Origin of the sequence: Pseudoalteromonas sp. AS84, from assembly GCF_038900255.1 — a bacterium.
Lineage (GTDB): Bacteria > Pseudomonadota > Gammaproteobacteria > Enterobacterales > Alteromonadaceae > Pseudoalteromonas.
Genome location: NZ_JBBMQY010000006.1, coordinates 50482 through 65473, shown reverse-complemented (window position 1 = coordinate 65473; position 14992 = coordinate 50482). Strand labels below are relative to the sequence as shown.

Sequence of the window (14992 nt, the reverse complement as noted above, 5' to 3'; positions counted from 1 at the left end):
GAGATTAGAATGCCACAAATTGTTTTTCTTCCACATCCTGAATTATGTCCTGACGGCGCTGCAATCGAAGCACCTACAGGCCAAACAGTACTCGACGCTGCGCTTAAAAATGGTATTAGCATTGCGCATGCTTGCGAAAAGTCGTGTGCATGTACTACGTGTCATTTAGTGATTCGTGAAGGATTTGATTCACTTGAAGAAAGTGATGAGCTAGAAGATGACATGCTAGATAAAGCATGGGGCTTAGAGCCTGAGTCACGTCTTGGTTGCCAAGCAATTATAAGAGATGAGGACTTGGTGGTTGAAATACCTAAGTACAATCTCAATATCGTTAATGAAGAGCACTAGTTTTTAACGATGTATATATTAAAAGCCGCTGTTTGATACAGCGGCTTTTTTGTTTGTATGCGTTCATTTTTGTAAGTGAGGTTTTATATCTCGCTTTATTTTGCATTAAAGCTGCATTAAAACCAAATTACATGAGCGCGAAGTAAATTCGCACCTACAAGTTTGGTATATGTATTGATGTAGGTGAGGTTTTATACCTCGCTATGTTGCATAAGCGCGAAATAAATTCGCACCTACAAGTTTGGCGTGTGTTGATGTAGGTGAGGTTTTACACCTCGCTTGTTACTAAATTAACACGTACCTGTAATTTTTATACGTAGCCTTTAGGAGATCTATTTTGAATAATTTAACTTTCTCAGACTCATTTATTAACGGCGAATTTTATAAAACTGATACGCACTTTAGCGTTAACGATCCCGCGACCGAAAAAAGTATTGTTGATGTAAGCGATATTGACGAGCAGGGGATAAATAGCGCAATAACTGCAGCTCAAGGGGCTTTTGTTAAGTTAAAAACTACGAATGCGACCGAGCGAAGCGAAACGTTGATGCGCTGGTATGAGCTAGTTATAAAGCACAAACAAACTCTTGCAGAGCTAATGACCAAAGAGCAAGGCAAGCCGCTCAAAGAATCGCTTGGCGAAATTGATTACGGTGCTGGTTTTATCAAATGGTTTGCAGAAGAAGCCAAGCGCAGTTACGGTGATGTAATTCCGCCAACAGATAACTCGCATCGTTTAACTAGTTTTAAGCAGCCTGTAGGTGTTGTAGCGGGTATAACGCCGTGGAACTTTCCTGTTGCTATGGTTACTCGTAAAGTAGCTCCAGCTTACGCTGCGGGCTGTAGTTTTATACTTAAACCTTCTGAACACACGCCACTATGTGCTATTGCGCTTGCTCATCTAGCCGACCAAGCTGGTTTTGTTAAAGGTGCATTTAATGTATTGGTTTCACAAGATGCCAAAACAGTCGGTAAAATGCTGACTGATTCAGAAATCGTGCGTAAGTTTACATTTACCGGCTCTACCGGTGTAGGTAAGCAGTTACTATCGCAATGTGCAGACACAATTAAACGTACATCAATGGAGCTCGGTGGTAATGCTCCTTTTATTATTTTTGATAATGCAGATTTAGATGAAGCAGTTGAAGGATTAATGGCGGCTAAATTTAGAAATAGTGGGCAGGCATGTGTTGCAGCAAACCGTATTTTTATACAGCGTAATATTCTCGATAAGGTACTTTCAAAAATCACCCCTAAGGTTGCAGCGTTAAAAGTGGCAAATGGTTTTGAAGACGATGTCGATATTGGTCCACTCATTTATCCTAAAGCCAAAGAGAAAGTACAACAGTTAGTACAAGACGCACTCGATAAAGGCGCTACGTTGATTGGCGATAATAGTGACTTAGGTGGCAGCTTTCAAAACCCATTAATAGTAAATAACGTAACTACCGAGATGGATATTTACCACGAAGAAGTATTTGGTCCAGTATTAACGGTTATTCCTTTTGACGAAGAAAGCGAAGTGCTTGCCTTGGCTAACGATGTACCATTTGGTCTAGCAGCTTATTTTTACAGCCAAAACATTAAGCAAGTCTACCGAGTTAGTGAAGGGCTTGAATTTGGTATGGTCGGCGTAAATGAAGGTGTTATATCCAACCCAGTTGCACCATTTGGTGGCGTTAAGCAATCGGGCTTAGGCCGTGAAGGCGGGCATCAAGGGCTTGATGAATACCTAGAAGAAAAATACGTGTGTATAAAGATATAGCTATTTTTTAGAAGCGAATTTAATTGCGTTTTGGTTTATTTCAGAAATATGGCAGAAAAATGAACTTTTTCTTTTACGGTTGCTACATAAAGCGCTTAATGCTACCTTTATGACCATATTTTTTGTTAATAAAACAACACTAAAAAACAAATAAAAAGTAAAAGGATTTCTATAAGTAGAAATAACCCCGTGTGTAAATGCCACCGTAAGGTGGCATTTTTTTGTTTGAATAGTTTTGTTTGCAATAAAGCTTTTTAGATGGAAATGCGCTTTTATAACTATTAACTTATAGGTGTGTAGCCTGGTAAGTTATCAAAATCTATCTCATCTAACTGCTCAGGATTTGCATACTCATTGATGTAATTTTTATAAACTTGTGACTCAATAAAAATAGCAAAAATGTCAGCATCAAGATGGTTTTTAGCAACCATTGACCCCAAAATAAACAAACATTCACTGACCGGTTTTGCTTTTTTGTAAGGTCTGTCTACCGCAGACAGCGCTTCAAAAATATCCGTAATAGCCATTAACCTTGCAGGCACCGACATTTGCTCTTTGGTTAAACCTCTAGGGTAACCAGTACCGTCAAGTTTTTCATGATGACCTAAAGCATATTCAGTAACATTGCTTAAGTGTTTAGGGAACGGTAGGGCATCTAAAATATTTTTAGTTACATCCATATGACGCTTCATTACTTCACGTTCGGCTTCGGTTAACGTGCCTCTTCGTATTGTTAAGTTTTCAACTTCATCAGCTGAGAGCAATGGTGTATTAATATCATTTATAACGAGTTGGTATTTGTTTGCAATGCGTTCAATGTGCTCAAGTTCTGCATCACCTAAAAACTCGCCTCCTACATTCACACGCTGTAATAATGCACGGTCTAATGCCAACTGTTTAAGTTCGGTATCAAGTAGTCGTTCAAATTGTTGAACTTCGATAGGTTTTTGCAGCTTCATCGCACAGATGATTTTTTGCTGATACGCTATTTTTAAATCTCGGCTAATTATTTCAAATTTAGCATCTACATATTTTATTCGATCAAAAATAGTTTCTAGTTTTGTCGACTTTTCCATAATGTGATCGGGAGTCGCGATTTTCCCACAGTCATGTAACCAGCCTGCTATATCAAGTTCATGGCGGTCAGCTTCACTCATCGAAAATGAAGCCAATGGACCTTTATCTATATCATGGACTGCATCAGCTAACATTAATGTGAGCGCTGGCACTCTTTTACAATGGCCGCCGGTATGAGGTGATTTTTCATCTATTGCCATTGCAATTGTTTCAGCAAAGGTAGAAAAAAGATCTTCCATTCCCTTAATCAGTGTTGAGTTAGTTAATGAAATAGCGCCTAGAGAGGCAAAAGATCGAATTAAAGTGGCGAGTTCTTCACTAAAAGGAATATTTTTATTTTGCTCGTCTTTAACATTTATAAGCTGAATGACACCAATAATATCATCTTCATGATCTTTCAAGGGGATTGTTAGCATGGACTCAGAGCGATAACCCGTGCGTGCATCCATTTTGCGAGCTGCGCTCATATCAAAGGGCAGGGCATCATACACGTCAGGAATATTAATCACTTCGCCAGAGTTCGCGGAGTGAGCAACAATAGCTGTTTCATTTGGTTTGCCATCAATAAAAAGATCTATATTAGGAAAATCAACAGGGCTCCCTAAAGTGCCACCTAAATAGAGATTCAATGATTTATTTATTACCGTTTCAAACTTGAGTTGTTTGTTTGGGGTAATCGAGTAAATGCTGCCAGCATCAGAATTTGCTATCGACATCACAACTTGCAGTATTTCATCAAGTAACTTAGACGAATTTTTTTCTGTTGTTAGCCTAATGCTAATATCGATAAAATGCTGAAGATTTGTTTTATCTATAATGTGCTGTCGCATATGTTTACTACTTTTTAGTATGTTTGAAGGCACCATTCCAATCCTTAGCGAGTGTTTGCAAATCAGTGCCCTTAATACGTTCGATAAAAATACTATAAACGTCAGAGCTAAATACGGTCGTGCTTTGTAGTTCTTTAAATAAGCTAAGTGCTTGTGGCCATTTTTTATTATAAAAAAGAGTTATGGCTTGCTGTGATTTTTCAACTTCATTTAACTGCTCTTCATCGAGCTTATCTATAAAATTTATAGGCTCAAACAACTGTACCGCCGTTGTTTTTCCGACAACTTGCACTTTATCTATTAAACGAAATGAAATATGAGGGCATTCCTTCATAGTCTCTTCTGTAACAAGAATAGCTACGCCGTAAAATTTGGTCAAGCTTTCTACTCTAGCACCTAAATTAACAGTATCACCAAGAACTGTATAGGCTTTACGGTAAACCGATCCCATATCACCTACATTCATGTCGCCAGTACTTAAGCCTATACCAATTTTTATTGCAGGCTGGCTGCTTTTTGCAAATAACTGATTTATTTGCGTTAACCCGTTTATCATAGCCATTGCGGCTTCAACAGCATGGCGAGCGTGGTTTTCATCTTTTAGTGGGGCGTTCCAAAATGCCATCACCATATCGCCTACGTACTTATCAATAGTTCCGTTATGATCAAATATGATTTTGGTAATAGCTGTAAGGTATTCGTTTAAGTAGTCGCTTAATTGATGAGGTGACATACTTTCGGATAAAGAAGTGAAGCTACGGATGTCGGCAAATAGTACCGTCATATTTTTTCGCTCACTTTTTTGAGATAAACTTTTGCCTTGTAATATCATCTGGTCTATACGCTCAGGAGGTACATATTGGTCAAACATCGATTTTATTTTTCGGCTGTGCTTCATCTCAGCGATAGATCCAACAATGATATAGTAACCCGCTAATATAATGATGAGTAAAAGAGGCATTAATAAAGGTAAACTAATTTTTTGTACTGACCATAAATAAACGTTTGAAAATATAACGACACTTGTGACTATAAGAGACAAAATAATAATAAAACGTGCGCTCTTACCGTGGCTAAAAAACGACAATACGCTACCAGTTAATGCAATGATGAGTAAGCTTGCTCCCAGTGACCAATTAGGTTTAGATGGAAGTAGTTCTGGGTGCATTAACCCTTCAAATATGTTGGCATGTACTTCAACACCAGGGTACTGCAAACCAACCGGTGTTGATCTTAAATCTGCAAGCCCAATTGCCGATGTGCCAATAAACGCTACAGTGCCTTCTAATTCCTCTGAGCCAATTCGCTGGGTCAAAATATCGGTAGCCGAATAATAAGGAAAGCTATGCGCACGGCCTTTGTAAGGAATTAATACTTGCCCATACTCATCAGTTTGAATCCACTTATCTTGAAACTTTATACCTTCGAATAAGGTTATACCATCTAACATATTGGAACGGGTTTCTATGTTTTCAGCAAGGGTATACAGCCGAGCAACTTCAAGTGCTAAAGAAGGGTAGAGCTTATCGCCAACTCGATTTACAAGAGCTGCTTTACGTATAAAACCATCTTCATCGCTATGTGCATTGATAAAACCGGTACCCGTTGTCGCATTTTGTAACTGAGGAATATTTACAATAGCACCAGGGAAGTGGTTTATTTGTGAATTAGTATGATCCGCATTTGCCCATACAACACTGCTTTTAGCTGGCAAGTTTTGATTTGTGAGTTGTTCATCAATTAATAAAAAACCAAGAACAGTATCATTTTTAGATAATGCGCTTGCTAGCTTTGAGTCTGCATCGACTTGTTTAGTAATTTCAGCAAAGGGTATAGTGTACTTTTTTGATAAATTGGGTATTTCGGACATGATTTTTGTAACAGGATTTTCTTCCGGCTCAGAAAAAAATATATCGAATGCAATAACAATAACACCTGCATCGGTAAGCTTTGTAACAAGGTCAGCTACTTTTGAGCGACTCCAAGGAAAGCGTCCTTGTTCTTGCATGCTCTTTTCATCGATATCAATTATTACAACGGTTTCATCAATACGCCTAGGCGCCTCTGAAAGTGTTAGTAAAAGCCGAGAGTCGTATATTATACCTTCTACGCGGTTAACTAACTTTGCGAGCGACCCAGTTGAAAATAGCTCTATTGATGCGATTAATAATGTAATAACAGCGCCAATGAAAAAGTGCTTTGAAGTAATTGGTTTTAAGGAACTAATGAGTAACGCTCCTTGATAGGCTAAAAATCAAAAACTCGTCCTTCTCGACCACATTCAATCGTTACTTGTTTTGCGTAATTTATTTGTAGGTATTTTTCTATAGCTGATAACTGCTCATCGGTTCTTGATGGGTCGTGGCTAATAATAACCACATTTTTAATACTCGCTTTTATAGCCAGCTCAGCAACCTGATCTATAGTGCTATGCCCCCAACCATGTTTAAGAGGCAAGTCTGCATCTATAAATTGAGCATCATGAATCAGTAAATCAGCGCCTTCAATAAAGTTGACCCATTCGCTAATGCTTGTTTTTGCTTTTTCTGGCGGGTTTAGCTCATTGTCGGTAACGTAAGCCACCTTTTTTTCATCCGCTTTAATACAATAAGCAGTACCACCACCTGGGTGATTTAGTGGAGCAGTCGAAACCAAAAAACCATTAAGTGTAAATTGCTTTTGAGACGATAAATCAGTATTAAGCGTAATGTTGGCAGGTAAATCTTGATAACACACCGGAAAGTACGAACCACTCATTTGCTTTAATATGGCATCTTGGCTTTTTTTATCATCAACGTTACCCACAGCAATAGTTATATCGCGATTGGGTTGGTATATAGGTTTAAAAAAAGGAAACCCTTGAATATGATCCCAATGATTATGTGTTAGCAAAATATTGATAGGGCTTTGTGTTTCTAATAAACGTGTACCGAGTTCTACAATACCGGTACCAGAATCTAAAATAAGATCTTTGCCATTATTTTGTTCAATGTACACACATGAGGTATTTCCCCCAAAAATGTGGGTATTACTTCCAGCTGAAGCCATTGAGCCTCTAACACCAAAAAATTCAACTTTCATAATTTAAGGCTAAGCTCCATCTTCTACAAAATTGAATTTAGAAATACTAACATTGCTAGAGTTAGTATCATTACAGGTGCTGCTTACAACAACTTGGGTATCATTTTGCAGAATGATTGAAGTAAATACATGTGTACTAGCACATTGGCTTGCTTCATAAAATCCGGCACCACTGGCTCCAAACGTATTATCTAAAGTACCGTTAGTTAAAATACGCGCTAACATTCCTTTATCGTTAGCCTTGCCGGCTAAAATAAGTTGATTGCTGCTATTGAGCGCTGCACCATTTAGCTCAGTGTCACCACTGGATGCCAAGGTATATTCACCGACACCATTTACAGCATAGCTAGTATCAAGCGCACCCGTAACAAGCAACCTAATAACATTGGCTTTATTTGGCGAATCAATAAGGTTTGCTATTAAATATAACTTCCCGGTTGTGTCAGTTAAAATCCGCACTATTTTATTGTCGGTATCTGTGGTTTCTTCACCTACATATTTAAAGACCTCAGTACCGTTTGAGCTTAGCTTCAATGCAATTAGCTTTGAAGTGCCACTTAATACTGATTTACCACCAATGAAAATATCTGCATTGTCGGTATGTACGCGGTTATAGTACTCAAAGGCTGAGCCTATGATACTTCCGCCAGTGCCAAAGTTAGGCTCGAGGGTGCCTTCTGGCGTTAACATTATAACGATTGGGCTAGGAGTACCGCTTGTTACGATTGATCCAACAGAAGTAATGTTACCGCTATTATCAAGTGCAATATCTGTCAGGTTTACCAATTCTGCGCCACTTACAGAGCTTGTGTATACCCCGTCTGTTGCAAATGATGTGTCTAAATTACCAGACTGATCAACTTTAACTACAAAACCCGCTTCACCATTTTCACTATTTTTAGAGCCTGCAATAACTAATTTACCGTCGCTTTGCTCGGTTAAAGCGATGCGTGAGTTACTCAAACCTATGGCAATTTCTTTATGGCCACTTTCGCTAAAGCCAGTATCGATATCACCCGCACTCGTAAAGCGTGTTAATACTAACTTAGTCGTTGAGCCCGATTTAGCAGTTGATGCAAGAATATATTTCCCAGCATCAGGGCCATTGCTAAGCTGTAAAACGTGCATTGATTCATCGTTAGTTGCATCTACTGAATTAGTAAAGGTAAAGTAACCATTGGTTTCAAAGTTACTAAATAATGTGGCTTGGTCGTCAATTGCTGCAATAAACGGTTTTGTATTTGAATCATCGTTAACACCTGCTACCCAAATAGTGTCATTAGAGTCGATAGCTAAAGTATTGGCAAATTGCTTACCACTTATACCATCAATTATATTAATGCCGGAGGTGCCATAGGCGCCATCTAAAGCACCTTCATCATTAATCCGTGCTGAAAATAATTTTTCTGAGGCTGATACGCCTGTAGTCCCCGAAAAACTAATACCATTGTTAATAGGTTCGTGTTTAATACCGGAAATTTTAGCGCCGCCATTACCATTTCCGCCATTACCATCAACATCGTAAATTGCTATACCAGCACTGCCAAAAGTGGTAATTAGTTCCCCATCTTCATTAATAGCTAATACTACGGCTTCTTTTTCACCGCTGGTTCTTGTTACATACCCACCGGCAAAGGCAGTAAATTCAGAATCAACAACTCCGCCTACCGCAAAAAGTTCGTCGTCTGTATCATTATCAGATATATCAATTGTTAGTGCAGCGCCACCATTAAAGTTATTGTCATTATCGCCATCAGATTTTAAATAACGAAGTAGAGAGTCTTTTGTTCCCTCTGCATTGGTAACACTCCCTACAACTAAGTAATCAGACTTATCAAAGTTCTTAACGGCAAAGCCTTCATCATCTCGATTAGCGCCGCTAACATCTACAATAGCTGGAGTAGAGTTCTCAAAATCTAAATCTGATTTTTTGTAATGTATCCATAGGCTATCGTTTTGAGTGCCGTCAAAGTGTTTGCCCACAGCCAGTAATTTATCGCCATCAATTTCAAGGTCATTAATAACGGTAGTACTATTAAGCGTTGTACATTGAATATCTGCGCCACTTTCATCGTCGTCGTCATCATCATCGTCATCATCCGAACCAGTGCTTAACGTTCCAGCGAGATCCATTTTAAGTATACAAGCTTCATTATGGGTACCATCAAAACTAGAATAGGCAATGAAAAGATCTGTACCGTCAGAAATAATAGCGGTGGCTTCTTCGTCTTGATCTAAATCGAGTATTTTAGTGCCGGTGTTATTAAAGGCAGTATTCATATCACCATTGTTTGAGTAAGAGACAATAAGAAGGTCTTTATCAGCATTGTTGGTAAAACCAACAAAATAAAGGTTGCCATTAAGCTCTATACTGTCTTTAAATTCGCCACCAGAAAAAATGTCTGAAAGATCAAGCTCTCCTGTAATTGGGCGGCCAAATGCCACATCTTCAGTTGGTATAAAAAGCTCAACTTCATCAGTAATATTAACGGTTATGTTAACGTTTGAACTTTCATTAGGGGTGCCATCATCAGTTATAGTGATATTTAAGATATATTGATTAGTTGTTTCAAAATCAAATGGGCTTTCACCTGCGGTTGATAAAACACCAGAGCTACTATTAATTTCAAATAAAGCAGTGTCACCGCCAGTTAAACTATAAGTTAAGGTCTGGTTCTCAATATCTGACGCGCTAACAGTCCCTATAATGTCACCATCTGTAGCATTTTCATTAATACTAAAAATTTGAACTGACGCTACGGGGGCATCGTTAACGGCTGTTACGGTAATGGCTACTGTGGCTGTATTGGTTCCACCATTATTATCAATAACAGTATAAGTTACTGCGGCAAGTCCATTGATATTGGTTGCAGGTGTATATTGAATTTTATCGCCAATTATCGAGACCGAGCCAATATCAGCTGAGGCTGAAGCAATCACCAAGCTATCGCCATCAGAGTCAGTATCATTTGCTAATACGTTTATCAGTATTGGTGCAGCATCTTCAGCCATGGTCGCGGTATCGTTATTGGCAACAGGCGCATCGTTTACTGCAGTTATCGTAATAGTGAGTGTAGCAGTGTTCGTTCCACCATTATTATCACTAACAGTATAAGTTATAGTGGCGAGTCCATTTTCATTCGGTGCAGGGGTGTATTGAATTTGATTGCCAACTACTGAGACTGAGCCAATATCAGCTGATGCTGAAGTGATCGCCAGGCTGTCGCCATCTACATCTGAGTCATTTTCTAATACGTTTATCAGTATTGGCGCTGCATTTTCAGCCATGGTCGCGGTATCGTTATTGGCAATAGGTGCGTCGTTCACTGCAGTTATCGTAATAGCGACCGTAGCGGTATTCGTTCCACCATTATTATCACTAACAGTATAAGTTATTGTGGCGAGTCCATTGGCGTTGGCAGCTGGGGTGTATTGAATTTGATTGCCAACTACTGAAACCGTACCAATGTCAGCTGAGGCTGCACTTATTGTTAGGCTGTCGCCGTCTTCATCTGAGTCATTTGCTAATACGTTTATTAATATTGGCGCTGCATCTTCAGCCATGGTCGCGGTATCATTATTAGCAACAGGTGCATCGTTCACTGCAGTTATCGTAATAGTAACCGTAGCGGTATTCGTTCCACCATTATTATCACTAACAGTATAAGTGACGGTTGCTAAGCCGTTGCTATCGGCTGCAGGTGCGTATTGAATTTGATTGCCAACCACTGAGACTGTGCCAATATCTGCCGAGGCTGCGCTGATCGTGAGGCTATCACCATCCACGTCTGAATCATTTGCTAATACGTTTATTAGTATTGGCGCAGCATCTTCAGCCATGGTAGCCAAGTCTGCGTTTGCAACTGGGGCATCGTTTACGGGAGTAATAGTGATAGTTAATGTTGTTGTACTTGTACCACCGCTACTATCACTTACAGTATAAGTAACTGTTGCTAAACCGTTGCTGTTAGTCTCAGGAGTGTATTGAATTTGATTGCTTATCACTGAGACCGAGCCAGTATCTGCCGAGACAGCGCTGATAGTGAGGCTATCGCCATCCACGTCAGAGTCATTTGCTAATACGTTTATTAGTATTGGGGCAGCATCTTCATCAATTGTAGCTGAGTCAGCGTTTGCAATTGGAGTATCATTTATTGGTAGTATAGTAATTGTTAAGTTTGTAGTTGCAGTACCGCCGCTTCCATCGCTTATTGTGTAGCTAATAATTGCTGTTCCATTTGTATTAGCAACAGGAGTGTATTGAATTTTATTATCAACAACAGATGCAGAGCCTATATCTGCAGTAGCAGCTGTTATGGCAAGAATATCGCCATCAATATCGGAGTCGTTAGCTAATACGTTAACTAATACCGCAGGGGCATCTTCGTTCATCGTTATTGAATCAGCATTTGCAATAGGGGTATCATTAACGGGTGTAACTGTAATAGTCACACTTGCTGTTCTATCGTTTATACCTTCATTACCAACACTATAGCCATCAGTAATAGTGTAAGTTAGTACTATCTCACCTGAAAAGTTTGCTGGTGGAGTAAACTGTATTTTGCCGGCAACAATAGTCGCTTCTCCAACAATATTTTGTATGTTAGAAATAGTAATTGTATCGCCATCTGCATCAGTGTCGTTAGCTAGCACATCTAATAGAGATGCAGAGCTGTCTTCATCTAACGTATATTGATCGTCATTGGCTTCTGGAAAAGTATTAACACCGCTTTCACTTAATGTTACTTGAGCTGTTGCGGTTAAGCCTTGCTCATTTGAAATTGAATAAGTAAAGCTATCTACACCAATAAAACCTAAGTCTGGCTGATAGGTGAACGAGCCATCAACTTTTAATGTAAGCTCGCCATTTTGAGTTGTATTAATTGCAGTGGTATTAACTGATAAATCGCCAGCCTCAATATTAAAATCGTTAACTAGTAGGCCATTTTGCGTAGTTACTTCAAATAGTTTATTTTTACTAAATTGATAGGCATCATTTTGTGCGACAGGGTTATCAGGTTCACTGTTTATTATTAAAGTTACTGTCGCTGTAGAAGTCGCTCCTAAAGCGTCAATAGCTTGATATTGAAATTGATCAACACCATTAAAATTTGCATCTGGTACATAACTAAAACTGCCATCAATTGCTAACAATAGTTGGCCATGTGTAGGTGCTACAATAAATGTTTCATCAACTGAAAAACTATCATTATTTGGATCAGTATCGTTACTAAGCACACCATTGGCTGCTGTAACCACAAGTGTTTCATCTTCGCTTAAACTATAGCTATCATTTTTTGTTATTGGGGCTACGTTAGTGTTTGAACTTACAATGGTTACATTTGCAATAGCCTGAGCACCTTGTGCATCAACAACTCTATACTGAAAGCTGTCTTCACCTTGCATGTTTTGTTCGCCCTGGTATTCAAAGCCACCATTATCAAAAAGAGTTAATTGTCCTCTTGTCGGTTCGCTAACAGGCGTTGTATCAACAGTTAAGTTATCTAAGTCTATATCGCTATCGTTAATAAGTAAGCCAGGCGATAGGACAACTAAGGCTCCATTGTTTGTAATGTTATAAGTATTATCAAGCGCAATAGGGGCGTCATTAACAGCTAAAATAGTTATCTCTACAACTGCGGTGTCTGTCATACCTAGCTCGTTAGCAACTTGATAGCTAAAGGCATCTTCACCATTAAAGTTTGCAATAGGGATATAAGTAAAATCCCCATTTTCATTTATATTAAGCGTGCCATGCTGCGGTAGAATTAAGGCATCAGCATTTACACGTAAATCGCCACTGTATTGATTTGTATCATTTGTTAATACGTTGCCTTGTAGAGTTTGATCTTCACTTATCTGAAACTGATCGGCATTAGCTTCTGGCGCAAATGCAAGCTCTCCACCCACTGGTGCTATGTTTATTGTATTAGCAAAGCCACTTTCACCACTGCCATCAACACCGGTAATAAGTACTTGATAACTTTTATCTGTCAATGACTCGGTAATGCTCAATGCAGTATCTTGAATACTTAAAAATTGTTGCCCATTTTCTAACTCATTAATATTAGTAGATGAGACACCCGCTTGAGTTGCAATATAAACATTATAACGATTAAGTTCGGGGTTAGCTTGCCACGAAAGATTAATATTATCTTCGTCTCGCTGAGCTGTAACCCCTTCAATTTGATATGGTTGCCAGTTAAAAGTAATTGCATCAGCAAGGACTTGGTTATCTAAAGTGTCAGTTATCCATATTTCTAGGCGTATCTCTCCTGGAGTTACCCCATAAAGCACAGGACTGAGGCCTATAATTGATTTTTCGTAGTCAAAACCACAATCAGAAGAACACAGTGATATGCTTTTATTTACGCTAGGGAGCACTAAATTAACTTCAGCAATGCCATCCGCATCCGAAGCTTCAAGTAAAAAAGAAACATTGCCTTGCACGGTTTCGTTTATTTGTGAAAAAACAATATTAGTGCGCGTATTGGCTATGCTTGATCCAACAACTCCTCTACTTGAAGTGACAGCACCTAAAACTTTTGTATTCTTGGTTTGATTACTTGCTATAACGCCAGCTAAATTTATATAGCTAGTCACTGTTGGCGTTAATACTTCAGCTGTAGGTGATTGTATAGTCTCTTGAGCAGGGCTTTCTTCTGAACCTCCACAAGCACTTAACAAAAACACCATAGAACCAAGCAAAAATATATTCTTTGCTGTCATTTTAAATACTCCATAATAAAAGCTTTGTATCCAATGTGTTTATGGTTCTAATTTAAAAGAACCGCTAGCATTTACATCCGGATTATTTATTTCGTTAAGATTAAAGTTGCCAGTAATGTTGTCTAAGTCATTCAAAAATATTGCCTCAACATCACCTTCGGCTTTATTGTTACCATGGGATGCAAATGTAACGGCTAGGTCAAGTTCGCTTAAATTTATTAAACCGCTGTAAGCCGCATACCAATTTCCGCCGGCGTCATTAAAACTAATTTCGCCATCAGGCACTGTGCCATTATCAAAATCAACAGCCATAGTCATAGCAAAGTCAGTAACAGCACCCACACTCGAATTTACATTAAAGCTTGATGCTTCATAGTTAAATACACCTTGGCGCTGAGCTATTTGATCTACTAAAGACGCGCTGCTAACTGTTTGAAATTGTTGTTCAGAATATACATCCATAGCATCTGTATCTGTTTCAAAGGCATTTACTTCAACTTCAGTTGCAGCTACTTGCTCAGTTTCTTCTTCGTTGTCATCTTTAGGATCGATCGTTACAATATTTTGATCAAACACACGTGCCGCACGCGTCGTTTTTAATACTTCACCTGAAGCTGTAATTTGCGCAAACGAAAATGCTTCGTTATCACCCAAAGAAACTACGCTATTATTTTCTAAAGTTAGATCTATTGCGCCATCCCATACAGCTAAAAATACATTGCCTTCAACGAGCTGAACTTCAAAATGTGTTCCACGTATACCAATAGAGCCCACGGGAGTTTTTACACTATAAGAGCCGCCATTTTTTTTAATTACACCTGAAATAGAGCGTAAACCACCTTTAAGTAACTCAATAGAAGCAGAACCTTGTTGGGTATTAGCATCAAATTCGTAGTTAGCAATATTTAGTTCTGAATTTTCTTTTAAAGCGATTAAACCACCATCCGACATCGAAAACTGCGCTTTACTTTTCTCTCCAGTCGTAATGCGATCTACACCAAAAACGGTATCTCTGCGCTGCAACTGTCGTTGTTGTTCAGAGCTTCCATCAACCGCAAGTACTGAGCCTCGCGCTAAAATAGTTTTACCAGCAGGATCATTTGCTTGCGTATAAAAACTTACACACAGTAAAGTGGTAATTACAGGGAGTAAATGTTTCATA

Annotated in this window: 7 protein-coding genes; 2 read left to right on the top strand and 5 right to left on the bottom strand. The window is 38.9% G+C overall.

Annotation, left to right across the window (positions count from 1 at the left end; translation table 11 throughout):
* Positions 1–9 precede the first annotated feature (9 nt).
* Together fdx and WNY79_RS08400 are read left to right on the top strand one after the other, a co-directional pair.
* Positions 10–348 carry an ISC system 2Fe-2S type ferredoxin gene (gene fdx / locus WNY79_RS08405; protein WP_002958430.1) on the top strand — a complete coding sequence of 113 codons (339 nt, stop codon included), beginning with the start codon at positions 10–12 and terminating at the stop codon, positions 346–348.
* 337 nt (positions 349–685) lie between these two features.
* A complete protein-coding gene (locus WNY79_RS08400) occupies positions 686–2113 on the top strand; it encodes an NAD-dependent succinate-semialdehyde dehydrogenase (RefSeq protein WP_342875643.1) in 1428 nt (475 codons plus the stop codon).
* 281 nt (positions 2114–2394) lie between these two features.
* On the opposite strand, the gene WNY79_RS08395 is transcribed toward WNY79_RS08400, so the two are convergent.
* The 5 genes from WNY79_RS08395 to WNY79_RS08375 are packed head-to-tail and all read right to left on the bottom strand — an operon-like array spanning position 2395 to position 14991.
* Positions 2395–4056 (bottom strand): HD domain-containing phosphohydrolase, encoded by a 1662-nt coding sequence (locus tag WNY79_RS08395; RefSeq protein ID WP_024598030.1) that lies wholly within the window; start codon positions 4054–4056, stop codon positions 2395–2397.
* A complete protein-coding gene (locus tag WNY79_RS08390) occupies positions 4028–6247 on the bottom strand; it encodes an adenylate/guanylate cyclase domain-containing protein (protein WP_342875690.1) in 2220 nt (739 codons plus the stop codon). Before WNY79_RS08390 ends, WNY79_RS08395 begins: the two co-directional genes overlap by 29 nt.
* Positions 6248–6267: 20 nt before the next feature.
* Positions 6268–7101 carry an MBL fold metallo-hydrolase gene (locus WNY79_RS08385; protein WP_342875642.1) on the bottom strand — a complete coding sequence of 278 codons (834 nt, stop codon included), beginning with the start codon at positions 7099–7101 and terminating at the stop codon, positions 6268–6270.
* 9 nt (positions 7102–7110) lie between these two features.
* Positions 7111–13830: an Ig-like domain-containing protein gene (locus WNY79_RS08380; protein WP_342875641.1), complete on the bottom strand. Its 6720-nt coding sequence runs from the start codon at positions 13828–13830 to the stop codon at positions 7111–7113.
* Positions 13831–13869: 39 nt separating this feature from the next.
* Positions 13870–14991 carry a FecR domain-containing protein gene (locus tag WNY79_RS08375; RefSeq protein ID WP_170072616.1) on the bottom strand — a complete coding sequence of 374 codons (1122 nt, stop codon included), beginning with the start codon at positions 14989–14991 and terminating at the stop codon, positions 13870–13872.
* Position 14992: the final 1 nt, after the last annotated feature.